At 70.9% G+C, this 23,570-nt stretch carries 19 protein-coding genes; 6 read left to right on the forward strand and 13 right to left on the reverse strand.

Annotated features, from left to right (window positions below):
- Window positions 1-100: 100 nt before the first annotated feature.
- The 4 genes from murJ to ACE3TA_RS14805 all read right to left on the reverse strand — a co-directional run bounded on the left by murJ (window position 101) and on the right by ACE3TA_RS14805 (window position 5,771).
- Complete coding sequence (gene murJ / locus ACE3TA_RS14790; protein ID WP_374575027.1) at window positions 101-1,696, reverse strand: murein biosynthesis integral membrane protein MurJ; 1,596 nt, start codon at window positions 1,694-1,696, stop codon at window positions 101-103.
- Between the two features lie 103 nt (window positions 1,697-1,799).
- Complete coding sequence (locus ACE3TA_RS14795; RefSeq protein ID WP_374575029.1) at window positions 1,800-4,622, reverse strand: [protein-PII] uridylyltransferase; 2,823 nt, start codon at window positions 4,620-4,622, stop codon at window positions 1,800-1,802.
- Window positions 4,623-4,689: 67 nt separating this feature from the next.
- Window positions 4,690-5,145 (reverse strand): GNAT family N-acetyltransferase, encoded by a 456-nt coding sequence (locus ACE3TA_RS14800; protein WP_374575031.1) that lies wholly within the window; start codon window positions 5,143-5,145, stop codon window positions 4,690-4,692.
- Window positions 5,142-5,771, reverse strand: a complete 630-nt coding sequence (locus ACE3TA_RS14805; RefSeq protein WP_374575033.1) for an HAD-IA family hydrolase — start codon at window positions 5,769-5,771, stop codon at window positions 5,142-5,144. The genes ACE3TA_RS14800 and ACE3TA_RS14805 overlap by 4 nt, the downstream gene beginning before the upstream one ends.
- 221 nt (window positions 5,772-5,992) lie before the next feature.
- Here ACE3TA_RS14805 and ACE3TA_RS14810 point away from each other — a divergent pair, with 221 nt between their 5' ends.
- Window positions 5,993-6,361: a hypothetical protein gene (locus ACE3TA_RS14810; protein WP_374575035.1), complete on the forward strand. Its 369-nt coding sequence runs from the start codon at window positions 5,993-5,995 to the stop codon at window positions 6,359-6,361.
- 376 nt (window positions 6,362-6,737) lie between these two features.
- On the opposite strand, the gene mutS is transcribed toward ACE3TA_RS14810, so the two are convergent.
- Window positions 6,738-9,416 (reverse strand): DNA mismatch repair protein MutS, encoded by a 2,679-nt coding sequence (gene mutS / locus ACE3TA_RS14815; protein WP_374575037.1) that lies wholly within the window; start codon window positions 9,414-9,416, stop codon window positions 6,738-6,740.
- A 122-nt stretch (window positions 9,417-9,538) separates the two neighbouring features.
- Here mutS and ACE3TA_RS14820 point away from each other — a divergent pair, with 122 nt between their 5' ends.
- Window positions 9,539-10,060 (forward strand): GNAT family N-acetyltransferase, encoded by a 522-nt coding sequence (locus ACE3TA_RS14820; protein ID WP_374575039.1) that lies wholly within the window; start codon window positions 9,539-9,541, stop codon window positions 10,058-10,060.
- A 6-nt stretch (window positions 10,061-10,066) separates the two neighbouring features.
- Here ACE3TA_RS14820 and dnaJ read toward each other — a convergent pair whose 3' ends face one another.
- The 3 genes from dnaJ to ACE3TA_RS14835 all read right to left on the reverse strand — a co-directional run bounded on the left by dnaJ (window position 10,067) and on the right by ACE3TA_RS14835 (window position 13,956).
- A complete protein-coding gene (dnaJ, locus tag ACE3TA_RS14825) occupies window positions 10,067-11,215 on the reverse strand; it encodes a molecular chaperone DnaJ (RefSeq protein WP_374575041.1) in 1,149 nt (382 codons plus the stop codon).
- Window positions 11,216-11,373: 158 nt separating this feature from the next.
- Window positions 11,374-13,359 (reverse strand): molecular chaperone DnaK, encoded by a 1,986-nt coding sequence (gene dnaK / locus ACE3TA_RS14830; RefSeq protein ID WP_374575460.1) that lies wholly within the window; start codon window positions 13,357-13,359, stop codon window positions 11,374-11,376.
- A 108-nt stretch (window positions 13,360-13,467) separates the two neighbouring features.
- The gene (locus ACE3TA_RS14835; RefSeq protein ID WP_374575043.1) at window positions 13,468-13,956 is read right to left on the reverse strand and encodes a hypothetical protein; all 489 of its coding nucleotides are present in this window, start codon (window positions 13,954-13,956) and stop codon (window positions 13,468-13,470) included.
- 19 nt (window positions 13,957-13,975) lie between these two features.
- Between ACE3TA_RS14835 and ACE3TA_RS14840 the strand changes: the two genes are divergently transcribed.
- Window positions 13,976-14,602 carry an alpha-ketoglutarate-dependent dioxygenase AlkB gene (locus ACE3TA_RS14840; protein ID WP_374575045.1) on the forward strand — a complete coding sequence of 209 codons (627 nt, stop codon included), beginning with the start codon at window positions 13,976-13,978 and terminating at the stop codon, window positions 14,600-14,602.
- Here the strand turns inward: ACE3TA_RS14840 and ACE3TA_RS14845 are convergent.
- A complete protein-coding gene (locus tag ACE3TA_RS14845) occupies window positions 14,599-14,985 on the reverse strand; it encodes a hypothetical protein (RefSeq protein ID WP_374575047.1) in 387 nt (128 codons plus the stop codon). The two genes, ACE3TA_RS14840 and ACE3TA_RS14845, sit on opposite strands and share 4 nt — an antisense overlap.
- 142 nt (window positions 14,986-15,127) lie before the next feature.
- Between ACE3TA_RS14845 and ACE3TA_RS14850 the strand changes: the two genes are divergently transcribed.
- Both ACE3TA_RS14850 and ACE3TA_RS14855 read left to right on the forward strand, forming a co-directional pair.
- Window positions 15,128-17,485, forward strand: a complete 2,358-nt coding sequence (locus ACE3TA_RS14850; protein ID WP_374575049.1) for a DNA translocase FtsK 4TM domain-containing protein — start codon at window positions 15,128-15,130, stop codon at window positions 17,483-17,485.
- A gap of 71 nt (window positions 17,486-17,556) precedes the next feature.
- Window positions 17,557-18,360, forward strand: a complete 804-nt coding sequence (locus ACE3TA_RS14855) for a trans-aconitate 2-methyltransferase (protein WP_374575051.1) — start codon at window positions 17,557-17,559, stop codon at window positions 18,358-18,360.
- Here the strand turns inward: ACE3TA_RS14855 and hisC are convergent.
- From hisC to lpxA, 4 genes are all read right to left on the reverse strand, one after another.
- Window positions 18,357-19,415: a histidinol-phosphate transaminase gene (gene hisC, locus ACE3TA_RS14860; protein ID WP_374575053.1), complete on the reverse strand. Its 1,059-nt coding sequence runs from the start codon at window positions 19,413-19,415 to the stop codon at window positions 18,357-18,359. The two genes, ACE3TA_RS14855 and hisC, sit on opposite strands and share 4 nt — an antisense overlap.
- Window positions 19,412-20,680 carry a 3-phosphoshikimate 1-carboxyvinyltransferase gene (locus tag ACE3TA_RS14865; protein ID WP_374575055.1) on the reverse strand — a complete coding sequence of 423 codons (1,269 nt, stop codon included), beginning with the start codon at window positions 20,678-20,680 and terminating at the stop codon, window positions 19,412-19,414. Before ACE3TA_RS14865 ends, hisC begins: the two co-directional genes overlap by 4 nt.
- Before the next feature lie 43 nt (window positions 20,681-20,723).
- The gene (locus ACE3TA_RS14870) at window positions 20,724-21,530 is read right to left on the reverse strand and encodes a crotonase/enoyl-CoA hydratase family protein (RefSeq protein ID WP_374575057.1); all 807 of its coding nucleotides are present in this window, start codon (window positions 21,528-21,530) and stop codon (window positions 20,724-20,726) included.
- A 94-nt stretch (window positions 21,531-21,624) separates the two neighbouring features.
- A complete protein-coding gene (lpxA, locus tag ACE3TA_RS14875) occupies window positions 21,625-22,452 on the reverse strand; it encodes an acyl-ACP--UDP-N-acetylglucosamine O-acyltransferase (protein ID WP_374575059.1) in 828 nt (275 codons plus the stop codon).
- A gap of 279 nt (window positions 22,453-22,731) precedes the next feature.
- On the opposite strand from lpxA, the gene ACE3TA_RS14880 reads away from it, so the two are divergent.
- On the forward strand, window positions 22,732-23,382 hold the full coding sequence (locus ACE3TA_RS14880) for an outer membrane lipoprotein carrier protein LolA (protein ID WP_374575062.1): 651 nt from the start codon (window positions 22,732-22,734) through the stop codon (window positions 23,380-23,382).
- Window positions 23,383-23,570: the final 188 nt, after the last annotated feature.

A 23,570-nucleotide genomic window follows, 5' to 3' on the forward strand; every position in this document is an offset into this window, starting at 1 on the left:
CGCGCGCGGGCGCGCCGGTACGGCGGGATCAGGCGCGGCGCCATCGCCAGGTGCTGTGTCCGCGAAAAGCCATGGCCGAGCCAATAGTCCCCGGCCGGCCTCAAGACAAGCCGGGATCGACCGGCGCGGTCTCGCCCTTCTTGCGGCGCAGGGCCGCGCGCGCCTCGGCCAGGGTGAGGCCGCCGAACGCGAACAGGATGAACGGATAGGCGACGGCGGCCAACGCGGAGACGCCGACCACGGCGATCTCCTTGGCGCCGAGCGGGCCGAGCCGCACCGCGGCCAGCGGCGCCTCGATCAGCGGACGGAAGTGCGAGGCCGCGCCGAGCAGGGCCGCCAGCAGGGCGGCGGCCGCCAGAATGCGCACGAGCCGCGAGATCGCCTTGGCGTCCGGCGTCCACAGCCCGCGCCGCAGGATCGCGACCGTCATCATCACCACGTTGAGCCAGGAGGCGAAGCTGGTCGCCGCGGCGATGCCGGCCGCGCCCATCAGCGGGAACAGGGTGACGCCGCCGGCGATGTTCGCGCCCACCGAGACGAGGGCGTAGCGCATGGGGGTCTTGGTGTCCTGGCTGGCGAAGAACACCCGGCTGGCGAGCTGGGCCAGCACGAAGGCCGGCACGCCCCAGCCGTAGTAGAACAGCGCCGCGGCGGTCTGGTGGGCGTCGACCGCGGTGAAGGCGCCGCGGGTGTAGAGGCCGTCGATCAGGAAGAACGGCATGGCGATCAGGGCCGCCGCCGCCGGCAGGGTGAGCGCCATGGAGAAGGTGACCGCCTCGTCGATGGCGCCGCTGGACTGGGCCTTGTCGCCGGCGTGCACGGCGCGCGACAGGCGCGGCAGCAGCGCCACGCCCACGGCCACGCCGACCAGCCCCTGGGGAAGCTGGTAGAGCCGGTCGCACACGGCCAGCCACGAGCGGGCGCCGTTCACCTGGCTGACCAGGATGCCGGAGATGAACACATTGATCTGGCTGGCGCTGGCGGCGATGGCGCCGGGGATGGCCAGGCTGATCAGCCGCTTGATGTCCGGCGTCAGCCGCGGCCAGCGCAGATCGACCCGCGCGCCCGACTTGCGCACGCCCCACCAGAGCAGGGCCGCCTGGGAGATCCCGGCGGCGACCACGCCGATAGAGGCCGCATAGGCCGCGCCGACCGGCGTCTTGGCCGGCAGCACGGTGGCCAGGGTCCACAGGTTGAGCAGGATCGGCGCGGCCGCCGACAGGATGAACCGGTTGCGCCCGTTCAGCACCCCGGACAGGTGGGCGTAGATCGCCATGCACGGCAGGTAGGGCATGGTGATCTGGGTGAGCACGATCGCCAGCTTGAACTTGTCCGGATTGGCCGCGAAGCCCGGCGCGATCAGGTACATCAGCCAGGGCATGGTCAGCTCGGCGACCACGGTGATGGCCAAGGTGGCCGCCGCCAGCACCGCCATGGCGTCGGCGGCCAGCACGTCGGCGGTCTCCTCGCCGTCCGTGGCCAGGGACTTCGAATAGGCCGGCACGAAGGCGGCGGCGAAGGCGCCCTCGGCGAAGATGCGGCGAAACAGGTTCGGGAAGGCGAAGGCGGTGTTGAAGGCGTCGGCCGCGAAGGTCGCGCTGGCCCCCATGCGGTAGGTGACGGCCAGGTCGCGCACGAAGCCGAACACCCGGCTGAGCAGGGTGAAGGCCGAATAGACCATCGAGGAGCGGATCATGCTCCCTCCGCGGGCGGCGGCGGGGACGGCGGGCGGTTCGGGGGCGGCCTGGCTCACCGCGCCTGTGTGCGCAGCGCCCCGCGAACCCGTCAAGCGGGCCATGCTAGCGGGCGATGCTGGCGCGGGCGCGCCGCAGGTTCACGCGCGGCCGCGCGGCGGGCTCGGCGTCCTTCAGCGCCTCCAGCAGGGCCGAGCGCAGGGCCGTGCGGCGCCTGGGGTCGGTGAATTTCCCGCGGTCCTGGTCGACCACGTAGAAGGCGTCGACGGCGCGCTCGCCGTAGCTGTCGATATGCGCGGAGATGATCGACAGGCCGGCGTCGGAGATGGCCCCGGCCAGCGCGCCCAGCAGGCCCCGGCGGTCGCGCCCGGAGGCCTCCACCACGGTGGCCTGCTCGGAGGCCTCGTTGTCCACGGTCACGGTGGGCGTGATGTCGAAGGCCGCCGCCCGGCCCAGGTCGGCGGGACGCCCGGTCTCAACCCGCGCCGGCTCGCCGCGGCCGGCGGCCTCCAGGGCCTGGGTGAGCCTGGGCAGGGCGTGGTGGGCGTCGCAGCCATAGGGCTGGCCGGCCACGTCCTGCAGGTAGAAGACGTCCAGCGCCTGGCCCGCGCGCGAGGTGTAGACCCGCGCGCCGAGCACGTTGGCGCCGACCGCCGTGATCGCCGAGGCGAGGTCCGTGAACAGCCGGTCGCGGTCGGGCGCGGCCACCACCACCTCGGCGGCGTTGAGGTCGGGGCGGATCCTGGCCTCGGCCGCGGCCCCGCCGCCGGCCTTGGCGCGCTTGGCCAGGGCCGCGTGGGCGGTGATCTCCTGGTCGGTGAAGCCGTTGAGATAGGCCTCTTCCATCGTGTCGGCCCAGGCGATCACGTCGGCGCCGGCGCTGGCCAGGCGCGAGCGCGTCTCGGCCGCCGCCGCGGCCTGATGGCGGCGCACGGCCTGGGCCGCGTCGGAGCCGCGGCCGCCGCGGAACACCGCCTCGGTGGCCGCGTAGAGCTCGCGCATGAGCTGGCCCTTCCAGCCGTTCCAGACCCCCGGCCCCACGGCGCGGATGTCGGCCACGGTCAGCACCAGGAGCAGGCGCAGCCGCTCGGGCGTCTGCACGATGCGGGCGAAGTCGGCCACGGTGCGCGGGTCGGACACGTCGCGCTTCTGGGCGAAGTCGCTCATCACCAGGTGGTGCTCCACCAGCCAGGCGACGAGCTCGATCCGCGAGCGCTCGAAGCCCAGCCGCTCGCACACCGCGCGGGCCGAGCGGGCGCCGGCCTTCTCCTGGCCGCCGGCGATGCCGCCCTTGCCGGTGTCGTGCAGCAGCATGGCCAGGAACAGCGCCTCGCGGTCGGCGATCAGCGGCATGACCGAGGTCGACAGCGGATGGTCCTCGGCGAAGCGCCCGTGGGCGATGTCGTTGATCACGCCGACGGCCCTGAGGGTGTGCTCGTCCACCGTGTAGGAGTGGTACATGTTGAACTGCATCTGGGCGACGACCCGCCCGAACTCGGGGATGAAGCGGCCGAGCACGCCGGCCTCGTTCATCAGCGTGAGGGTGCGGTAGGGCTTCTTGCCCCGCGCCATGATGTCGAGGAACACCTTGGCCGCCGCCGGGTCGCGCCGCACCTTGGAGGTGATCAGCCCGTCCATGCGCGTGGCGGCGGTGAAGGCGTCGGGGTGGACGTCCAGGTCGCGCAGGTCGGCGATCTTGAACAGCCGCAAAAGGTTGATCGGATCGGCCTCGAAGGTCTGCGGCCCGTCGATGTTCAGTCGCCCACCGTCCTCATGGAAACCGGGCGTGTCCAGCGGCTTGCGCTTGGTCTTGCGCCCGGGGATCAGGCGCGACAGGCCCTTGGGCTGGGTCTTGACCCGGTCGGCCTCGAGCTTGGCGGCGAACACCCGCGTCAGCGCGCCCACCTCCTTGGCGATCAGGAAGTAGCGGCGCATGAACCGCTCCACCGCCGGGGCGTCGCCGCGGTCGCCGTAGCCCATGCGCCGGGCGATCTCGGGCTGCAGGTCGAAGGTCAGCCGCTCCTCCGGCCGGCCGGTGGCGAAGTGCAGGTGGCTGCGCACGGCCCACAGGAAGTCGAAGGCGCGGATGAAGGCCCGCACCTCGCGCCCGTCGAACATCGACAGCTTCAGCACCCCTTCCATCTGCTCGCCGGGGTGCAGGTACTCGGCGATCCAGAACAGGGTGTTCAGGTCGCGCAGGCCGCCCTTGCCCTCCTTGACGTTGGGCTCGACCATGTAGCGGCTGACGCCGGCCCGCTCATGGCGCTCGTCGCGCTCCTTCAGCTTGGCGGTGACGAACTCGGCCTCGGTGCCCTTGATCACGTCGGCGATGAAGCGGCGCTTCAGCTCCCCGGCCAGGCGCTCGTCGCCGGCGAGCCGGCGGGCCTCCAGGATCGAGGTGCGGATGGTGAAGTCCTCGCGGGAGAGCTTGACGCACTCCTCCACGGTCCGCGAGGCGTGGCCCACTTTGAAGCCCAGGTCCCACAGGGCGTAGAGCATGTACTCGATCACGCTCTCGACGTGGGCGGTCTCCTTGTAGGGCCGCAGGAACAACAGGTCGATGTCGGAGAAGGGCGCCAGCGTGCCGCGCCCGTAGCCGCCCACCGCCATCAGCGCCAGGCGCTCGCCCTCGGTGGGGTTGCGCGCGCGGAACACGTGCACGGTGGTGAAATCGTAGAGGGCGGTGACCACCTCGTCGGTGACGCCGGAGAGCAGGCGGGCCGTCTCGATGCCGCCAGCGCCGTTCTCCAGCCGCTCCTTGGCGATCATCCGGCCACGGAACAGGGCGGCCTTCAGGATCTCCAGCGCCCGGCGGCGCTGCTCGGCCTCGTCGCCCAGGGCGTCGAGGGCGGCCGCGGAGAGCTGGGCGCGCAGGCGCACCCCGTCGACGACGTATTCCAGGCGGGTCGGGCGTAGGCGGGGCGGCATGTTTCTGACTTAGGGCCAAACGGTTAAGGAGCATATAGGTCCCGCGGTCGCGGGCGCCCATCCGCGCCTAGAGCCGGCGCTTCATGCCCGCGTGGCTGAAGGCGAATCCCAGGCGCTCGTAGAAGCGCTTGGCGTCGGTCCGCGTGAGGTGGCTCATCAGCTCCATGGCGCCGCAGCCCCGGCGGCGGGCCTCCGCCATGGCCCATTCCACCATCTGCTCGCCGATCCCGGCGCCGCGCCGGCCGCTGGCGACACGCACGGCCTCGAGCAGCGCCAGGTCCTCGCCCTGAAAGGACAGCCCCGGAATGAAGGTGAGCTGGAAGCAGCCCACCACCGCCCCGCCGTCCTCGGCCACCATCAGCAGGTTGCGCGCGTCGGCGGCGATGCGGTCGAAGGCCGCCTGATAGGCCGGAAGGGCGGCGGGCGAGACGTCCTCGCGCCCGGCGCCCAGGGGATCGTCGGCCAGCATGGCGACGATGGCCGGCACGTCCTCGCGCCGGGCCTGCCGGATCGCCAGGCTCAAAGGGATATCCCCGCCTCGCCCAGGGCCCGCTCCAGCGCGAGGCTCCCGTCCCACACCACGCCGCCCCAGCCGCAGGCGCGGGCGGAATCGACGTTCTGCGGCTTGTCGTCGATCAGCACGAGCTCGGCGGGCGCGAAGCCCGTGCGGGCGGCGACAGCCCGGAAGAACGCCGGGTCCGGCTTCTGCAGGCCGTAGTCGGCGGCGTAGTGCATGGCGTCGAAGCGATCCTTCAGGCCGAGCGTCGTCCACAGGTAGGCGGCGCGGCGATGCTCCTGCACGGTCGCCAGGTGCAGCTCAAGCCCTCGCGCGCGAAGACCGGAAAGATCGTCCAGCAGCGCGCCGTCGAGGCAGGCGTCCTTGGCGAACCAGTAGTCGGTCAGGACCTCCGGCGTCAGGTGCGGGGCGATCTTCGCCAGCACCGGCGCCAGGCGCTCGTGCAGGTCCGCCCGACCCACGGCGATGTCGTCGAAGTGCGGGACGAAGAACTGTTCCTGCAGCAAATCACCATCCAGGCCCAGGTCGGCCTGCATGTCGTGGTCCCAGCGCAGGCCCTGAGGGTGACGCACCACGACCCCGTCCACGTCGACCATCAGGGCCCGGGGTGGAGAACTGGGACGCAAGTTCACTGGAATCCGCCTCCTCATTGTTATTATTCAGGAATCTAGGAAGCCATACCGTGTTGTCCACCAAACACTCACAGAGGAGTGCACGGTATGGCGACGGTAGTCCTCAGGACGTCGCGGTATTACCAACATAAAATGTGTATTTCAAAGCGCACGTCCGAATATCTTGCGTCCTATAACGTAATTTTGTTGACCGCCTCAAGCAATTACGTTAGCTTATTAGAATGGATGGAAGCGTAGATTTTGTCGAATTATTTCAGAGCCGCTCCAATAAGAAAGAGCGAGCCATCGAGTTCTTTACTCGCGTATATGGGACTAAGGACGAATTGGTAGAGCGCCAGTTCTACGCAGATGACTTGTTGCGACGAGACGCGCCGCTTTACCGCGCCCTCGCCAACCATCAGCATCGCTCCGGCGCGACGGTTCTTGACCTGCTGCCGAGCCGCCACGGGCAACTTGGCCCCGGGCGGCCGCGGAAGGGCATGGTGCTGACGGAGGCTCAACTCGCGGAACGAATGCGGCACCAGATGGCGATGAACCGTGAAAGAAGCCGCCGATTTCAGCAGCGTCAGAAGGCATCCAGCGAGTCGTGAGAAAATGACTCGATAAAATGCCGTTTTTTAGAGACGTCCTCGACGAATCAGCGCAGATTTCACACTGAAGGCGAGCACCGCTCGCTCGATGTGGAGCTTCGTCATGCTGATAGGCAGCGAAACTGTACTTCGACTTCTCGTAACGGCGTTCTACATAAGGCATGTCTCACCAGAATTTCGGCTTCTCTGGCGCGAGTTTTATTCAGAGTTTCGACTTTCAAAAGGTCGATATGCGAGATACTTTCTTTGCATCCGCTTTGTCCTGAACATTATTATTCAAATGGCACCGATCATATACTATTCCCGGGTGGGGCATTTTGAGCGGTAGCTCAGGCGAGTTGCAGAAACTCAGCTGCAAAAGCTCGTCTTGGCGCACTCACAGAAGCCCCTTCAGCCGATAGAGCGCGTCCATCGCCTCGCGCGGGCTCATGCCGTCCGGGTCCATGGTCTTGAGCGCCTCCTCGACGGGCGAGGGGCCGTGACGCTCCGGCTCGGGGGCGCTGGCGGCGAACAGCGGCAGGTCCTGCAGGTGGGCCGGGGCGCCAGCCTCGCGCTCCAGCCGGTCCAGCACCTCGCGGGCGCGGACCACCACGGCGGGCGGCACTCCGGCGAGCTTGGCCACCTGCACCCCGTAGGAGCGATCGGCGGGACCGGGGCCGGCCTCGTGCAGGAAGATCAGGTCGCCGTTCCACTCCTTGGCCTTCAGCGACAGGTTGGAGACGTAGGCGAGACGTTCCTCCAGCACGGCCAGCTCGTGGTAGTGGGTGGCGAAAAGGGCGCGGCAGCGGTTGGTCTCGTGCAGCGCCTCGGCGCAGGCCCAGGCGATGGCCAGGCCGTCGTAGGTGGCGGTGCCGCGGCCGATCTCGTCCAGGATCACCAGGGACCGGGGCGTCGCCTGGGTGAGGATGGCGGCGGTCTCCACCATCTCCAGCATGAAGGTCGAGCGGCCGCGCGCCAGGTCGTCGCCGGCGCCCACCCGGCTGAACAGGCGGTCGACCACGCCCAGGCGCAGGCGCCTGGCCGGCACGAAGCAGCCGGCCTGGGCGAGCACGGCCAGCAGCGCGTTCTGGCGCAGGAAGGTCGACTTGCCGGCCATGTTCGGTCCGGTGACGATGGAGAGCCGCGCGGCGGCCGCGCCCGCCCCGTCCAGGCGGCAGTCGTTGGGCGTGAAGGCCTCGCCGGCGCGCCTGACCGCGGCCTCCACCACCGGATGGCGGGCGGCCTCGGCCTCGAAGGCGGCGGAGCGGTCGACCACGGGGCGGCTCGCGCCCACGTCCTCGGCCCATTCGGCCAGGCCCGCCGCCACGTCCAGCCGCGCGGCGCCCTCGGCGGCGGCCTGGATGGGGGCGGCGACCGCGCGGGCGGCCTCGCGCCAGGCCTCGAAGGTGTCGAGCTCGATGGCCAGCGCCCGCTCGGCGGCCTGGGCGATCCTGGCGTCCAGCTCGGCGAGCTCCACGGTGGTGAAGCGCACCTGGTTGGCCAGGGTCTGGCGGTGGATGAAGGTGGCGTTCAGCGGCGGGGCCATCAGCGGCTCGGCGGCCTTGGCCGTGGCCTCGACGAAATAGCCCAGGACGGCGTTGTGGCGGATCTTCAGGGCCACGCCGCTGTCGGCCGCCAGCTTCTGTTCGAGCGCGGCGATCACCCGGCGGCTGTCGTCGCGCAGGGCCCGGGCCTGGTCCAGCTCGGGGCGCACGCCCTCGGCCACGAAGCCGCCGTCGCGGGCCAGGGCCGGCAGCTCCTCGGCGAGCCCCTCGGCCAGCATCGCGCGGAAGGCGTCGAGGTCGGGCGTGTTCGCCGGATCGAGGGCCGCCAGCGCCTCGGCGATCTCGGCCGGCGGCGGATCGAGCGGCTCGGGCTGGCGAGCCGCCAGGGCGGCGATCGCCCCGCCGGCGGCGAGGCCGTCGCGCAGGCAGCCCAGGTCGCGCGGGCCGCCGCGGCCGAGCGCCAGACGGGAAAGCGCGCGGGCCATGTCGCCCATGCCCTTCAACGCCTCACGCAGCCGCTCGCGCAGGACGCGGCGCTCCAGCAGCCAGTCGACGGCGTCCAGCCGCGCGTCGATCGCGGCCGGATCGAGCAGCGGGCGGGCGAGACGCGCAGCCAGCAGGCGCGCGCCCGGCGCGCTCACCGTGCGGTCGATCGCGCCCAGGAGGCTGCCGTCGCGCGCGCCGGCCAGGCTCTTCTCGATCTCCAGGCTGGCGCGGGTCGCCGGGTCGATGGCCATGACGTCGGCCTCGCCCGCCCGGCGCGGGGCGGTGAGCGCCGGCAGCCGGCCGGCCTGGGTGTTCTCCAGATGCGCGGCGATGAGGCCGAGGGCGGAAACCTCCGCGCCGCTGAGCTGGCCGAAGCCGTCCAGGGTCTCCACCCCGTAGAGCCGCTTCAGCCGGGCCTCGGAGGCTGCCGGTTCGGCAAGCGCCTGGGGCATGGGCTGCACATAGCCGCCGACGCTCTTCAGCGCCTCGCTCAGCCCCTCGTCGGCGAACAGGCGGTCGGGAACCAGCACCTCGGAAGGACCCAGCGCGGCGAGGGTGGAGGCCAGACCCTCGCGGCCCACGGCCAGGCATTCGACCTCGCCGGTGGAGATCTCGACGCTGGCCACGGCCGCCTGGCCCGCGCGCACGGCCACGGCCGCCAGGCGGTTGGCGCCGCGCGCGTCCAGCAGGCCGTCCTCGGTGAGGGTGCCGGGGGTGACGACGCGCACGACCTCGCGCCGCACGATCGCCTTGGAACCGCGCTTCCTGGCCTCGGCGGGGTCCTCGGTCTGCTCGACCACCGCCACCTTGAAGCCGGCGCGGATCAGCTTGGACAGGTAGGCCTCGGCGGCGTGGACCGGCACGCCGGCCAGGGGTATCGGCTCGCCCTGGTGCACGCCGCGGGTGGTCAGGTTCAGGCCCAGGCTGGCCGCGCCCTTCACCGCGTCCTCGAAGAACAGCTCGTAGAAGTCGCCCATGCGGAAGAACACCAGCGCGTCGGGCTGGCGCGCCTTGGCCTCGAAGAACTGGGCCATCACCGGGCTGGCGCCGGCGGCGTCGGGGATGGGGGCGGCGGGAGCGTTCATCGAAGCGGCGAGGCTAACGGCGCCCGCGCGATCCGTCAGCCCCGGGGTGCGACCTCCAGGGGGCTTGAAGCCGGCCGCAACCGTGCCAAGTTGTGGATGACGTCTCACGCTGGAGCTCGCCCGTGACATTCGTCGTCTTTCCCGCCGGCCCCATGGACGATGAGGACCTCGCGCGGGTGCACGTGACCACCTGGCGCGAGACCTACCGCGGGCTGCTGCCGGACGCCTTCCTGAAGTCGATGTCGGAGACCGTGCACGCGCGCCGCTTCCGCCGCACGCTGATCCGGCGCGACAGCCCCGAGGTGGTGCTGGCGGCGGCCGACCCCGGCGGCCTGATCGGCTACGCCCAGGCCATGCCCTCGCGCCACGCCCGTCCGGGCGAGGCCGAGATCGCCACCCTCTACGTGCTGCGCGCGCGCCAGCGCATGGGCGTGGGCGAGGCCCTGCTACGCGCCGGCGCCCGGGCCATGGCCGCGCGCGGGGCGACGAGCCTGGTGATCTCGGTGCTGCGGGACAACCTGCCGGCGCGGAACTTCTACGAGCACCTGGGCGGCCGGGCCGACGCCCCCCGCCCCGAGCCGGGGCCCGGCGGGGTGCTCTACGAAGTGGCCTACCGCTGGCCGGACATCACCGCGCTGATCTGAGGGGCTTCAGCAGCCCGTCACGTCGTCCCAGAAACGCTTGGCCTTGTTGAGGAAGCCGGCGGACTTGGGATGCTGCTGCTCGCCGCACAGGCCGGCGAACTCGCGCATCAGCTCCTTCTGGCGCGGCGTCAGCTTGGCCGGCGTCTCGACGAAGAACTCCACGACCAGGTCGCCGCGTTCGCGCGAGCGCAGCGAAGGCATGCCGCGGCCCTTCAGGCGCTGGGTGCGGCCGGTCTGGGCGCCTTCCGGCACCTTGACCATGATCTTGCAATTGCCGTCGCAGTTCTCGCCGCCGAGCAGGCAGGGCGCCTCGATCTCGCCGCCGAGCACGGCCGTGGCCATGGGCACCGGCACGGTGCAGAGCAGGTCCAGCCCGTCGCGTTCGAACAGGTCGTGCGGCTTCACCGACAGGAAGATGTAGAGGTCGCCGCGCGGCCCGCCGCGCGCGCCCGCGTCGCCCTCGCCCGCCAGGCGGATGCGCGCGCCATCGTCCACGCCGGCGGGGATGCGCACCGAGAGCGTGCGCTCGCGGCGCACCTGGCCCTGGCCGTGGCAGTCGTCGCAGGGATCGAGGATCAGCTTGCCCGTGCCGCCGCAGCGGGGGCAGGCGCGCTCGATGGAGAAGAAGCCCTGGCTGGCGCGCACGCGGCCCTGACCGCCGCAGGCGTTGCAGGCGGTGGGGCTGGTGCCCGGCTTGGCGCCCGTGCCCTCGCAGGTCTCGCAGGTCATCGCCGAGGGCACGTCGATGGTCACCTCGGCGCCGGCGTAGGCCTGCTCCAGGGTGATCTCCAGGTCGTAGCGCAGGTCCTGGCCGCGGGCCGGACCGGAGCGCCGCTGGCGGCCGCCGCCGAACATGTCGCCGAAGACGTCGCCGAACACCTCGTTGAAGATGTCGTGCACGTCGTGGGCGCCGGCGTGGCCGGCTCCGGCGTGACCGTTCACGCCGGCATGGCCGAAGCGGTCGTAGGCCGCCCGCTTCTGCGGGTCGGACAGCACCGAATAGGCTTCGTTGATCTCTTTGAAGCGGCCCGCAGCCTCCTCGCAACCGCCGTTGCGGTCGGGGTGGTGCTGCATGGCGAGCTTGCGAAAGGCGCCCTTCAGCGCGGCTTCGTCGCAGCCGCGTTCAACGCCCAGGATCTCGTAATAGTCCCGCATATCGTCAAGCGATCAATGGCTTCAAATGATTGAGGTGGGTTGCGCCCCGCCCGGCTGCAAGAACTGCGCCGGGCGGGAGCCTGTCCGCGAAGGACGGCGGCGACGATCCCCACGGCCCTTCTCGCACCTGTCGGTTGAGCGAGCCATGGGACACGTCGTCACGCTGAGGGCTTGTCGTCGCTGACTTCCTCGAATTCGGCGTCGACAACGTCTTCGCCGCCTTCGGGCTGGGCCGCGCCGCCGCCCTCGGCCTGCTGGGCCTTGTACATGGCCTCGCCGAGCTTCATCGACGCCTGGACCAGGGCCTGGGTCTTGGCCGAGATGGCCTCGGCGTCCTCGCCCTCCAGGGCCGACTTCAGGTCGGTGAGCGCGGCTTCGATGGCCGACTTGTCGTCAGCGCCGATCTTGTCGCCGTGCTCGCCCAGGGCCTTCTCGGTCGAGTGGACCACGGCCTCGCCCTGGTTCTTGGCCTCGACCACGGCCTTGCGCTTCTCGTCCTCGGCCTTATGGGCCTCGGCGTCCTTGACCATCTGCTCGATGTCGGTGTCCGACAGCCCGCCGTTGGCCTGGATGCGGATCGACTGCTCCTTGGCGGTGGCCTTGTCGCGAGCCGACACGTTGACGATGCCGTTGGCGTCGATGTCGAAGGTGACCTCGATCTGCGGCACGCCGCGCGGGGCCGGCGGGATGCCCACCAGGTCGAACTGGCCGAGCATCTTGTTGTCCTGGGCCATCGGGCGTTCGCCCTGGAAGACCCGGATCGTCACCGCGCCCTGATTGTCGTCGGCCGTGGAGAAGGTCTGCGAACGCTTGGTCGGGATCGTGGTGTTGCGCTCGATCAGCGGGGTGAACACGCCGCCCAGGGTCTCGATGCCCAGGGTCAGCGGGGTCACGTCGAGCAGCAGCACGTCCTTGACGTCGCCCTGCAGCACGCCGGCCTGCACCGCCGCGCCCAGCGCCACCACCTCGTCGGGGTTCACCCCCTTGTGCGGCTCGCGGCCGAAGAACTCCTTCACCGCGTCGACGACCTTGGGCATGCGGGTCATGCCGCCGACCAGGACCACTTCGTCGATGTCAGACTTCTTCAGGCCCGCGTCCTTCAGCGCCTGTTCGCAGGGCGCGATCGTCCTGGCGATCAGGTCCTCGACCAGGGCCTCCAGCTTGGCGCGGGAGAGCTTGATGTTCAGGTGCAGCGGACCGGAGGCGTTCATCGAGATGAACGGCAGGTTCACTTCGTACTGCGCCGTGGAGCTGAGCTCCTTCTTGGCCTTCTCGCCTTCTTCCTTCAGGCGCTGCAAGGCCAGCTTGTCCTTGCGCAGGTCGACGCCGGTCTCCTTCTTGAACTCGTCGGCGAGGTACTCGACGATGCGCATGTCGAAGTCTTCGCCGCCCAGGAAGGTGTCGCCGTTGGTCGCCTTCACCTCGAAGACGCCGTCGCCGATCTCCAGGATCGAGATGTCGAAGGTGCCGCCGCCCAGGTCGTAGACCGCGATCTTCTTGCCGTCGCTCTTGTCGAGGCCGTAGGCCAGCGCCGCGGCGGTGGGTTCGTTGATGATCCGCAGGACCTCGAGGCCCGCGATCTTGCCCGCGTCCTTGGTGGCCTGGCGCTGGGCGTCGTTGAAGTAGGCCGGGACGGTGATGACCGCCTTTTCGACCTTCTCGCCGAGGTGCTGCTCGGCGGCTTCCTTCATCTTCTGAAGGATGAAGGCCGAGACCTGCTGCGGGGAATAGTCCTTGCCGTGGGCGCGCACCCAGGCGTCGCCGTTGGGGCCCTTGACGATGTCATAGGGCACCATGCCCTTGTCCTTCTCGACCATCGGGTCGTTGAAGGTGCGGCCGATCAGCCGCTTGATCGCGAAAAGGGTGTTCGCCGGGTTGGTGACCGCTTGGCGTTTGGCGGGCTGGCCCACCAGGCGCTCGCCGTCGTCGAGGAACGCCACGACGGACGGGGTCGTCCGCACGCCCTCCGCGTTCTCGATCACCTTCGGCTGTTTGCCGTCCATGATGGCCACGCACGAATTCGTGGTGCCGAGGTCGATGCCGATGATCTTGCTCATGTTCGAGTCTTGCTCGCTCCTTGTTGGCGGACGACGTGGGTGGGCCTTCTTATGAAGCGCCGCGTTTGACGACGTCCCCGGTTCGATAAGGTCTCGTCCAGCTAACCTTTAGGTCAACTGCCTTGCCTCGCGATATGGGGAAAATCGACAGCCCTGCAAGGGCGAATGTCCCTAAACTTGAAGGGGCATTGGCCGTCAAGCCCGCCGCCAGCCTGCTGACACCGCCGCATAGGTCGTCTCGTCGTGCGGCGCGGGCCCGCCGCGGCTGGCGATGAAGGCGTGCTCCACCACCATGGCCTGCTGCTCGATGTTCAGCTCGGCGAAGGCGCAGCCGGTCCCCAGGTCGTAGGCGTAGGCCCCGGGGCCGTCCCCGGCGCGCAGCTTGGCCGCCAGCAGGTTCACCCCGTTCTGCGCCTGCCACACGTGGGTCATCTCGTGGACGAACATGGCCTGGGCCGCCAGTCCCACGCCCTCGGCGGCGAAGTCGGCCAGGGCGGCGCGCCAGGGCCAGACCACCAGCGTGGGGCCGGCCACGAAGGCGCGGCCGGGCCAGACCAGCGGCTGGGCGAATAGCCGCACCCGGCCCGGATCGATCCCCGCGCCGAAAATCTCGGCGCACAGGCCGGCCTCGCCCGCGCTCAGCGGGCGCCAGCGGCCGCGCGGAGTGAGCGACAGGACGTCCATCGATCCTATATGAGGCCTGATGAGCGCCGCCGCGACCGAAGGATTCCGTCTCTTGCCCGGGCGGCTCGGCCCCGCCGCCCAGGCCGCCCTGCTGGACGAGGTGCTGGCGGCGATGGAAGCCGCGCCGCCCTACCGGCCGGTCACGCCCGGCGGCAAGCCGATGAGCGTGGAGATGACCAACCTCGGCCCGCTGGGCTGGGTCACCGACGCACGCGGCTATCGCTACGAGCCCGCCCATCCGGTCACCGGCGCGCCCTGGCCGGCGATCCCGCGGGCGCTCCTGGACCTGTGGACCGAGCTGGCCGATCCGACGACGCCGCCGGACGCCTGCCTGGTCAACCTCTACCGCGATGGCGCGAAGATGGGCCTGCACCAGGACCGCGACGAGGCGGACTTCGCCTTCCCCGTGCTGTCGGTTTCGCTGGGCGACACGGCGATCTTCCGCCTGGGCGGGCCGAAGCGCTCGGATCCCACCGCCTCCCTGCGGCTGTCCTCCGGCGACGTGTGCCTGCTGGCCGGCCCGGCGCGGCTGGCCCATCACGGGATCGATCGGGTGCTGGCGGGCTCATCGCGCCTCGTGCCCGACGGCGGGCGGATCAACCTGACCCTCAGGCGCGCCGCGCCCAGGGATCACGTCGCGCGCTAGTAGATCGGCGCATCCGCCGGCTGGGCCGGCGCGGCGTTGTCCGGCTTGTCGGCCGGCCTGGCGGGCTCAGGCGCGGGAACGGCCAGCGGCGGCGGGGCGACCAAGGGCTTTTCCGCCTCGGCCTGGACCGCTTCGGCCGGCTTTTCCTCGGGCTCCTCCTCGGGCGCGACGGCTTCCGGCTCCGGCGGCGGCGCTTCGGCCGCCTCGGTGATCGGCTTGGCCTCGGTCGCGGCGATGGCCGCCGCCGAGCCCTGCGCAGCATCCTCGCCCGGCAGGCGCGCGCGGCCCGGCGTGCTGCGGAAGCCCATGTAGAATCCGCCGACCGCGCAGGCCGCGATCAAGACGGCGACGATCCACAAGGTCCGGCGGGGCATGGTCCACATCGACGCGAATCCTAAAGCATTTTCCACCGAAGGGGAGACCGGATCGTCGCGGAAAATGCGCCGCCGCGGACGCCGCTGAAGCTGGGTAAACCGCGCTTAACCCTCTTGCGCGAGAAGATGGGGCGAAGAACCGGAGGGGTGCATGGCGCGGGTCGCGCGGAAGACGGGCCTTGAACTTGGACTGCACATCGCCAGCCTGGCCTGGGCGCACCCGAACACCGCCCGGCTGCGCGGCGGCGTGCTCGCCGTGGCCGGCGTGGCGCTGGCCGTCGCCTTCGCCACCTACAACGCCGCCGACCCCAGCCTGAACGCAGCCTCGGTCAACGCCCCCACCAACGCCCTGGGCGCGCCCGGCGCGATCGCCGCGGACATCGGCGTGCAGTCCCTGGGCCTGGCCGCCGGGGTGGGCTCCCTGCTGATGGTGATCTTCGGCCTGGCGCGGGTGACCTCGGCCCATCCGGACGAGACGCGCACGCTCCTGCGCCTGCGGGGCCTGGCCGCCCTGGGCGGCGTCTTGGCCCTGGCGGGCGTGCTGGCCGCGCCGGCGCCGCCGGCCGCCTGGCCGCTGGCCAAGGGCCTGGGCGGCTTCTGGGGCGACGCGCTGCTGCACGGCTTCGCCGGCCTGCTGTCCTTCGCCCACATTCCCTTGGCCGTTCCCATCGCCGCGCTGCTGCTGGCCGCCGGCGCGATCGCCGGCCTGGGCGCGGCCCTGGGCGTGGGCAGGACCGAGGTGGCGGCGATCGCCGAGTGGCTGGCCCACACCCTGGAACGCCGAGCCGCCGCGGGGCGGGCCGAGCCCGTCGCCGAGCCGGCGCCGAAGCCCGCCCGCGTGCGCCGCGCCGAGCGGGCCGAGCGCGCCGCCGAGGCGCCAGCGCCGGTCGAGGCCGCCGCCGAGCCGGCCGAACCCGCCGCGCCGCTTTCCATCAAGGCGCCGAAGCCCGCGCCCAAGGACTCCGGCCGAGAGGCGCGCGAGGCCCAGGGCGCGTTCGAGTTCGTCAAGACCGAGGGCTTCTCGCTTCCGGAACTGGCCATGCTGGCCAAGCCCAAGCCCCGCGCCAGCCAGTTCGACGAAGGCGCCCTGCGCCAGAACGCCCAACTGCTGGAAAGCGTGCTGGCCGAGTTCGGCGTGAAGGGCCGCATCGACCAGATCCGCCCCGGCCCGGTGGTCACCCTCTATGAACTGGTGCCGGCGGCCGGGGTGAAGTCGGCCCGCGTGGTCGCCCTGGCCGACGACATCGCCCGCTCGATGAGCGTCACCGCCTGCCGCGTCAGCGTGGTCTCCGGGCGCAACGCCATCGGCATCGAGCTGCCCAACGCCCGGCGCGAGACGGTCTATCTGCGCGACCTGCTGGCCAGCCAGGAATACGAGAAGTCCACCCAGGCCCTGCCCATGGCCCTGGGCGAGAACATCGGCGGCGAGCCCTATATCGCCGACCTGTCGAAGATGCCCCACCTCCTGATCGCCGGGACCACCGGCTCGGGCAAGTCGGTGGGCGTCAACGCCATGATCCTGTCGATCCTCTACCGCCTGCCGCCCGAGCAGTGCCGGTTCATCATGATCGACCCGAAGATGCTGGAACTGTCGGTGTACGACGGCATCCCGCACCTCTTGGCCCCGGTCGTGACCGATCCGAAGAAGGCCATCGTCGCGCTGAAGTGGACCGTGCGCGAGATGGAGGACCGCTATCGGCTGATGTCGAAGATCGGCGTGCGCAACGTCGCCTCCTACAACGAGCGCGCCAAGGAGGCCGCGGCCAAGGGCGAGCATTTCGAACGGACGGTTCAAACCGGGTTCGACGACAACGGCCGGCCGGTCTACGAGAGCGAGCGGATCGATCCCAAGCCGATGCCCTATCTCGTCGTGGTGATCGACGAGGTGGCCGACCTGATGCTGGTGGCCGGCAAGGACGTGGAAGGCGCGGTGCAGCGCCTGGCGCAGATGGCCCGCGCCGCCGGCATCCACCTGGTGATGGCCACCCAGCGCCCGTCGGTGGACGTGATCACCGGCACCATCAAGGCCAACTTCCCGACCCGGATCTCCTTCCAGGTCACCTCCAAGATCGACTCGCGCACCATCCTGGGCGAACAGGGCGCCGAGCAGCTGCTGGGCCAGGGCGACATGCTGTACATGGCCGGCGGCGGCCGCATCACCCGCCTGCACGGCCCGTTCGTCTCCGACGGCGAGGTCGAGGCGGTGGCGAGGTTCCTGCGCGACCAGGGGCAGCCGCAGTACCTGGAGGAAGTCACCGCCGGCGGCGACGAGGACGGCGAGGACGGCGACCTGGGCCTTGGCGGCGGCGAGGGCTCCAACGATCTCTACGACCAGGCGGTGGCCATCGTCACCCGCGACGGCAAGGCCTCGACCAGCTACGTCCAGCGCCGCCTGCAGATCGGCTACAACCGCGCCGCCTCGCTGATCGAGCGCATGGAGCAGGAAGGCGTGGTCAGCCCCGCCAACCACGCCGGCAAGCGCGAGATCCTGGCCCGCCCGCCGCCGTAGGCTCAGCCCACGAGCTTGCCCTTCTCTCCCCACGTCGCCACCTATTCGGGGCAGGCCGGGGGGAGGACGCCATGGTCGAAGACGCGCCGGTGCAGAACACCGGCACCGAGTTCGCGGACGCCGACGTCGCCCGCGCCTATCTGAACCGCACTCCCTATCCCGACGCGCTCTACGACCGTCTCGCCGAGACCGCGCCGCGCCGAGGCCGTGTGCTCGACCTGGGCTGCGGGCCGGGCAAGCTGACCCGCGGGCTCGCCGACCGGTTCGATGCGGTGGTGGCGATCGATCCCTCCGAACCGATGATCGCCCTCGGGCAAGCGCTTGGCGGCGGCGCGCGCGGCGACATCGTCTGGGTCGCCGCCAAGGCCGAGGACGCCGACTTCGGCGGACCGCTGGATCTGGCCGTGGCCGGATCGAGCATCCATTGGATGCGGTTCGGGACCGTCTTTCCCAAGCTCGCGCGGGCGCTCGCGTCCGACGCTCGTCTTGCGCTGATTGAGGGCGACGGCCCGGCGGCCGCGCCCTGGCGCGAGGCCTATCATGCGGTGATCGTCGATTGGATCGGCAAGCTCGGCCACGTCTACAACAGCCCGCAATTGCAGGCGCGGGCGGGGGCCCAGGCCGACTGGATCGATGTGACCGGCCGCGAAAGTTTCGAGGCGACGGTGCGGATGACCATCGAGGACCTGATTGACGGCGAGCATTCGCGCGCCACCTGGACGCGCGCCAAGATGGGCCCGCTGGCGGAAGCCTTCGACGCCGACCTGCGCGCGGTGCTGGAGCCCCATGCAGAGAACGGCGTGGTCGAGTTCACAACGCGGACGGACCTCGTCTGGTGCCGCCCGCGACAGCAGCCACGCGAAGCGGTCGCCTAGCCCAAAATCTCCGCCAAGGCCGCCAGCAGCCGCCCCACCTGCGCCGGCGTTCCGACCGTGATGCGCAGCCAGTCGGCGATGCGCGGCGCGCCGAAGCGGCGCACCAGGATCGCCCGCTCGCGCAGGGCGGCGGCGAGGTCCGCCCCGGCGCGGGCCGGATGGCGGGCGAAGACGAAGTTGGCGGCCGAGGGCAGGACCTCGAAGCCCAGGCCCTCCAGGCCCTCGCTCATGGTCTTGCGCGCGGCGATCACCGCTAAGCGCGCCTCTTGGAAATGCGCCTCGTCGGCGACGGAGGCGATGGCCCCGGCCTGGGCCGGCCGGCCCAAGGGGTAGGAGTTGAAGCTGTCCTTCACCCGGGTCAGTCCTTCGACCAGGTCCTCAGAGCCGATGGCGTAGCCGACGCGCAGGCCCGCCAGGCCGCGCGACTTGGACATGGTGCGCACGACCAGGAGGTTCGGATGGTCCGCCACCAGCGGGATCGCACTCTCGCCGCCGAAGTCCACATAGGCCTCGTCGATCACCACCGGGATGTCCGGATGGTCGGCCAGCAGCGATGCGATCTCGGCGCGCGACAGGGCCACGCCCGTCGGCGCGTTGGGATTGGCCAGGATGATCGCCCCGGCCGGGCGGCGGTAGTCGGCGAGCCGCACGCGCATGGCCGCGTCCAGCGCCACGGTCTCGAACGCCACGTCGAACAGCCGCGCCCAGACCGGATAGAAGCTGTAGGTCACGTCCGGGAACAGCAGCGGCGCATCGTGCTTGAGCAGGCCCGCGAAGGCGTGGGCCAGCACCTCGTCCGACCCGTTGCCGACGAACACCTGGTCCGCCGTCACGCCGTGATAGGCGCCCAGCGCCTGGCGCAGCGCGCTCGCCTGCGGGTCCGGATAGAGGCGCAGGGCCTCGCCCGCCTCGGCCACGATCGCCTCGGCCACCTTCGGCGAGGGGCCGTAGGGACTTTCGTTGGTGTTGAGCTTGATCAGGCCCTCGATGCGCGGCTGCTCGCCGGGCACGTAGGGCTCCAGCTCGTGGGTGAGCGCGCTCCAGAACCGGCTCACTCGAACTCGAGCTCCACGCCGAGGTCGGCCAGCACGTCCCAGTATTCCGGCCAGGTCTTGGCGGTGCAGGCCGGGTTCTCGATGACGATCCCGCCCACCTTCAGCCCGGCCACGGCGAAGGCCATGGCGATGCGGTGGTCGCCGCGCACGTCGATGCGGGCCGGCCGGGTCTGGCCGGCGAGGGACGGATCGGCCTGAACCACCAGCTCGTCGCCCTCCTCCCGCGCCAGGCCGGGGCGGATGGCGTTGAGCCCCATGCTGAGCGCGCTGATCCGGTCGCATTCCTTCACGCGCAGATTGGCGATGCCGGTGAAGCGCACCGGCGTTTCATTGAACGCGGCCAGCACCGCCAGGGTCGGCACGGCGTCCTGCATCTGCGAGCCGTCGATCACGGCCGGCATGTTCGGGAAGGCGGCGATCACCGCATGGGCGGCCGCGTCCGGCTGGGTGAAGGCGTCGGCCGGCACGCCCTGGTCGATGCTCCCGCCGGTGAGGGCCTCTGCGGCCCAGAGATAGGTGGCGGCCGAGGCGTCCGGCTCGATGGCTAGGTCGCAGGCGATGTAGCCGGTGGGCTCGACCCGCCAGACCCCGTTCTCCAGCGGCTCCACCTGCGCGCCGAAGCGGGCCATGGCCGCGGTGGTCAGGTCGATATAGCCGCGCGCGCCGATGTCGACGTTCTTCAGCGCCACCTCGACAGGCTTTTCCCCGCAGGCCGCGAGCATCAAGAGCGCGGAGACGTACTGGCTGGTCAGGGAGGCGTCGATCTCCACCCGCTCGCCGGAAAAGCCTCCGTGGCCCTCCACCGTCACCGGCGGCTTGCCGGCCGTGGCGCGCGCGCTCACCCCCAGCATCCCCAGCGCCTCGGCCAGGGCGCCGACTGGCCGTTCGCGCATGTAGTGGTCGCCGTCCAGCACCACGGTCCCGTCCACCAGGCTGACGGCGGCGGTCAGGAAGCGCATGGCCGTGCCGGCGTTGCCGAGGAAGAGCGGCCCGGCGGGCTTTTCCAGCCGGCCGCTGGCGTGAACCACGAAGGTCGTAGCGTCCGGCTCGTCGACGGCGACGCCCATGGCCCGAAGCGCCTCGGCCATCCGGGCGGTGTCGTCGCTCTTCAGCGCCCCGGTCAGCCGGCTCGTCCCGCGCGCCAGGGCCGCCAGCAGCAGGGCGCGGTTGGTGATCGACTTGGAGCCGGGCGGGGCGGCGCGGCCGCGCAGGGGCGCCTGCACGGGGCGCACGCGCACCCCGGCGATCTGGGTGCGGGCGGTCATGGGCGCACGCTTAGTCCGGCCCGGCCCGCAACGCCAGAGGCTGCTAGTCGGCGTAGACCGCCGCGCGCCTTTCCATGTTCGACTTCACGGCCTCGACCTGGTTCGGCGAGCCGATCAGGGCGCCCTGCTCGGCGCTCTCGGCCTTGAAGATCGCCGCGTCGCCGGCGCCCGAGGCGGCCAGGTTCAACAGGCGCTTGCCGGCGCGGATCGCGTCCGGGTTCTTGCCGGCGATCTCGGCGGCCAGGGCCAGGGCCTCGGCGCGCGGGTCCTCGCACACGCGGGTGGCCAGGCCCAGCTTGAAGGCCTCCTCGCCGGTGAAGATGCGGCCGGTGTAGGTGAGCTCGCGCGCCACGTCGTCGCGCAGGATCCCCTTCATCAGCACCAGGCCGGCCATGTCGGGCACCAGGCCCCACTTGATCTCCAGCACGGCCATCTTGGTTTCGGGGTGGACGAAGCGGATCTCCGGGCCGAGGGCCAACTGGAAGCCGCCGCCCAGCGCCACACCGTGGATCGCGCCGATCACCGGGACCGGAATCTCGCGCCAGACATAGACCGCCTGCTGGGCGTGGTTGGCGCCGGCGGGGGTGCGCGGGGTGGCGACGATGCCGGCGCCGCCCTTGCGCTCGCCCGAGGCCATCTTGCCGAAGTTGCTCATGTCGAGCCCGGCGCAGAAGGCCCGGCCCTCGCCCGACAGCACCACCGCGCGCACGTCCTTGCGCGTCTTCAGCGCCTCGCCGGTCTCGATCAGCGCGCTGAACATGGCGTCGTCCAGGGCGTTCATCTTGTCGACGCGCACCATGCGCACGTCGGCGACGCCGTTCGACACCTCGACCTTGATCCGCTCTTCCATGTTTCGTCTCCCCCGGCGCGGGCGCCTTCGTTCGGTCCGGCGTCTAGCAGCCCGACCTGACCGTGGGGAATTCAATGGGCCGGCGGCGAATTTCTCAAGCCGCGGCGCGGGCGCTCTTGCGGCGAAGAGTGGTGATGGACCCGCGGCCGTCGGCCTTCAGGAAGTCCACGAGCTGGCGCACGGCCCCTTCATCGCCCGCCCAGGCCTCGACCGCGGCGATGCGCTCGGCCATCGGCGCGGCGTCGGCGAACAGGGTGCGGAAGGCGCGGCGCAGCTCCAGGATCTGGGCGTTCTTGAAGCCGGCGCGCTTCAGGCCGGTGGTGTTGAGCGAGACCAGCTTGGCCCGGTCGCCCTGCACCAGGCAGAAGGGCGCGACGTCCTGCACGACGATCGCCCCGCCCGCCACGAAGGCGTAGTCGCCGATCCGGCAATGCTGGTGGATGGCGCAGAGCCCGCTCACCCAGGCGTGGTCGCCGATGGTCACGTGGCCCGCCAGGGTGGCGGCGTTGGCCATGTGCACGTCGTCGCCGATCACGCAGTCGTGGGCCACGTGCGAGCCGGTCATGAACAGGTTGCGCGAGCCGACCCGGGTGGGCGCCAGCACCCCGCCGTGGAGGGTGGCGAACTCGCGCACCACGTTGTCGTCGCCGATGACGAGGGGGGCGTCGCCGCCGGTCCAGGCGTCATGCTGCGGCGCGCCGCCCACGGCCGCGCCCTGGTGGAAGCGGTTGCGGTCGCCAATCACGGTGTCGCCGTCGATCACCGCGTGCGGCCCCACCTCGTTGTCGCGGCCCATGCGGACCTTCGGGCCGATCACGGCGTAGGGGCCGATGCGCACGCCTTCGCCGATCACGGCGCCGGGGGCGATGACGGCGGTCGGGTGGATCAGCGGGTCGGCGAGGGGGGACTGGGCGATATGCATGGCTTCGCCATAGGCCCGGCTTGACGCGCAGGGAACTCAACTTGCGTGTCCCAGTCTTTCAGTCCCGCGAGCGCCTGGGAGGATTGCACCCTCTTCGTCATCCTCCGGCCGCCGCCAGCGGTGGTCCGGGGGACCCAAGCTGAAACGCCGCTTGGATCGCCCGGACGAGCCGGGCGACGACGAGGCCCCCGTGGCGTCCCGGATGAGCGCGCCCTATCTGCGCCCTATTGACGACAAGCCCGTCGCGTAGTGCTGCTGGCCGAAAGGAGAGCCCGGCTCATGACTTCCCTGACGCGGCGCGGCGCCCTGGCGCTGGGCGTCGCAGCCCTTTCCGCCCCCGTGCTGACCGCCACGCGCGCCCTGGCCCAGGGCCTTTCGGCCGATGACCAGGCCCTGGTGGATCGCGCCGTCGCCTATCTGGAGGGCCTGTCCGAGGCCAAGGGCCGGTTCATGCAGATCGCGCCCAACGGCTCGGTGAGCGAAGGGGCCCTCTATATGAAGCGCCCCGGCAAGGCGCGCTTCGACTACGACCCGCCCGCCGGCCTGCTGGTGGTCTCCGACGGGGGCCGCGTCTCGATCGCCAACTCCAAGCTGAAGACCTTCGAGAGCTATCCGTTGATGGCCACGCCGCTGTCGCTGTTCCTGGCGCGGCAGATCCGCCTGGACCGCGGCGTGGTGATCAGCCGGGTCTCGCGCCTTTCCGACGGCTTCTCGATCACGGCCAAGGACGGCAAGAAGCAGGCCGAGGGCCAGATCGTGCTCGACTTCAACGACGCGCCCCTGCGTCTGGCCGGATGGACCGTGACCGACGCCCAGGGCCAGTCGACCCGCATCCGCCTGACCAAGCTGGAGAAAACCTCGGGACTGGCGCCGTCGCTGTTCGTGCTCAAGGACCCGCGGAACCTGAATCCCGGCCGGGCCAAGATGTGACAATCTCACAACAGGCAAGCGTTAACGCTTTTTCCTCTTGACTTTTCTGCCGTGCGTGGCATTAATGACACGCATGCCGCTGACGCGACGACGTTGCGTCGGCGGACCCCCGTGCCGGAACCTATCCCCTCCCGGCGGCGGCATGAGAGACAACCTTTACGCCCGGGCTTCTCCAGTGCCCGGGCGTT

Source organism: Phenylobacterium sp., assembly GCF_041916435.1.
Lineage (GTDB): Bacteria > Pseudomonadota > Alphaproteobacteria > Caulobacterales > Caulobacteraceae > Phenylobacterium.

Coding starts and splice junctions, on each gene's coding strand:
- murJ (WP_374575027.1), bottom strand. CDS start 1,696: ATGATCCGCTCCTCGATGGTCTATTCGGCCTTCACCCTGCTCAGCCGG.
- ACE3TA_RS14795 (WP_374575029.1), bottom strand. CDS start 4,622: ATGCCGCCCCGCCTACGCCCGACCCGCCTGGAATACGTCGTCGACGGG.
- ACE3TA_RS14810 (WP_374575035.1), top strand. CDS start 5,993: ATGGATGGAAGCGTAGATTTTGTCGAATTATTTCAGAGCCGCTCCAAT.
- mutS (WP_374575037.1), bottom strand. CDS start 9,416: ATGAACGCTCCCGCCGCCCCCATCCCCGACGCCGCCGGCGCCAGCCCG.
- dnaJ (WP_374575041.1), bottom strand. CDS start 11,215: ATGCGGGACTATTACGAGATCCTGGGCGTTGAACGCGGCTGCGACGAA.
- ACE3TA_RS14835 (WP_374575043.1), bottom strand. CDS start 13,956: ATGGACGTCCTGTCGCTCACTCCGCGCGGCCGCTGGCGCCCGCTGAGC.
- ACE3TA_RS14840 (WP_374575045.1), top strand. CDS start 13,976: ATGAGCGCCGCCGCGACCGAAGGATTCCGTCTCTTGCCCGGGCGGCTC.
- ACE3TA_RS14845 (WP_374575047.1), bottom strand. CDS start 14,985: ATGTGGACCATGCCCCGCCGGACCTTGTGGATCGTCGCCGTCTTGATC.
- ACE3TA_RS14850 (WP_374575049.1), top strand. CDS start 15,128: ATGGCGCGGGTCGCGCGGAAGACGGGCCTTGAACTTGGACTGCACATC.
- ACE3TA_RS14855 (WP_374575051.1), top strand. CDS start 17,557: ATGGTCGAAGACGCGCCGGTGCAGAACACCGGCACCGAGTTCGCGGAC.
- ACE3TA_RS14865 (WP_374575055.1), bottom strand. CDS start 20,680: ATGACCGCCCGCACCCAGATCGCCGGGGTGCGCGTGCGCCCCGTGCAG.
- ACE3TA_RS14870 (WP_374575057.1), bottom strand. CDS start 21,530: ATGGAAGAGCGGATCAAGGTCGAGGTGTCGAACGGCGTCGCCGACGTG.
- lpxA (WP_374575059.1), bottom strand. CDS start 22,452: ATGCATATCGCCCAGTCCCCCCTCGCCGACCCGCTGATCCACCCGACC.
- ACE3TA_RS14880 (WP_374575062.1), top strand. CDS start 22,732: ATGACTTCCCTGACGCGGCGCGGCGCCCTGGCGCTGGGCGTCGCAGCC.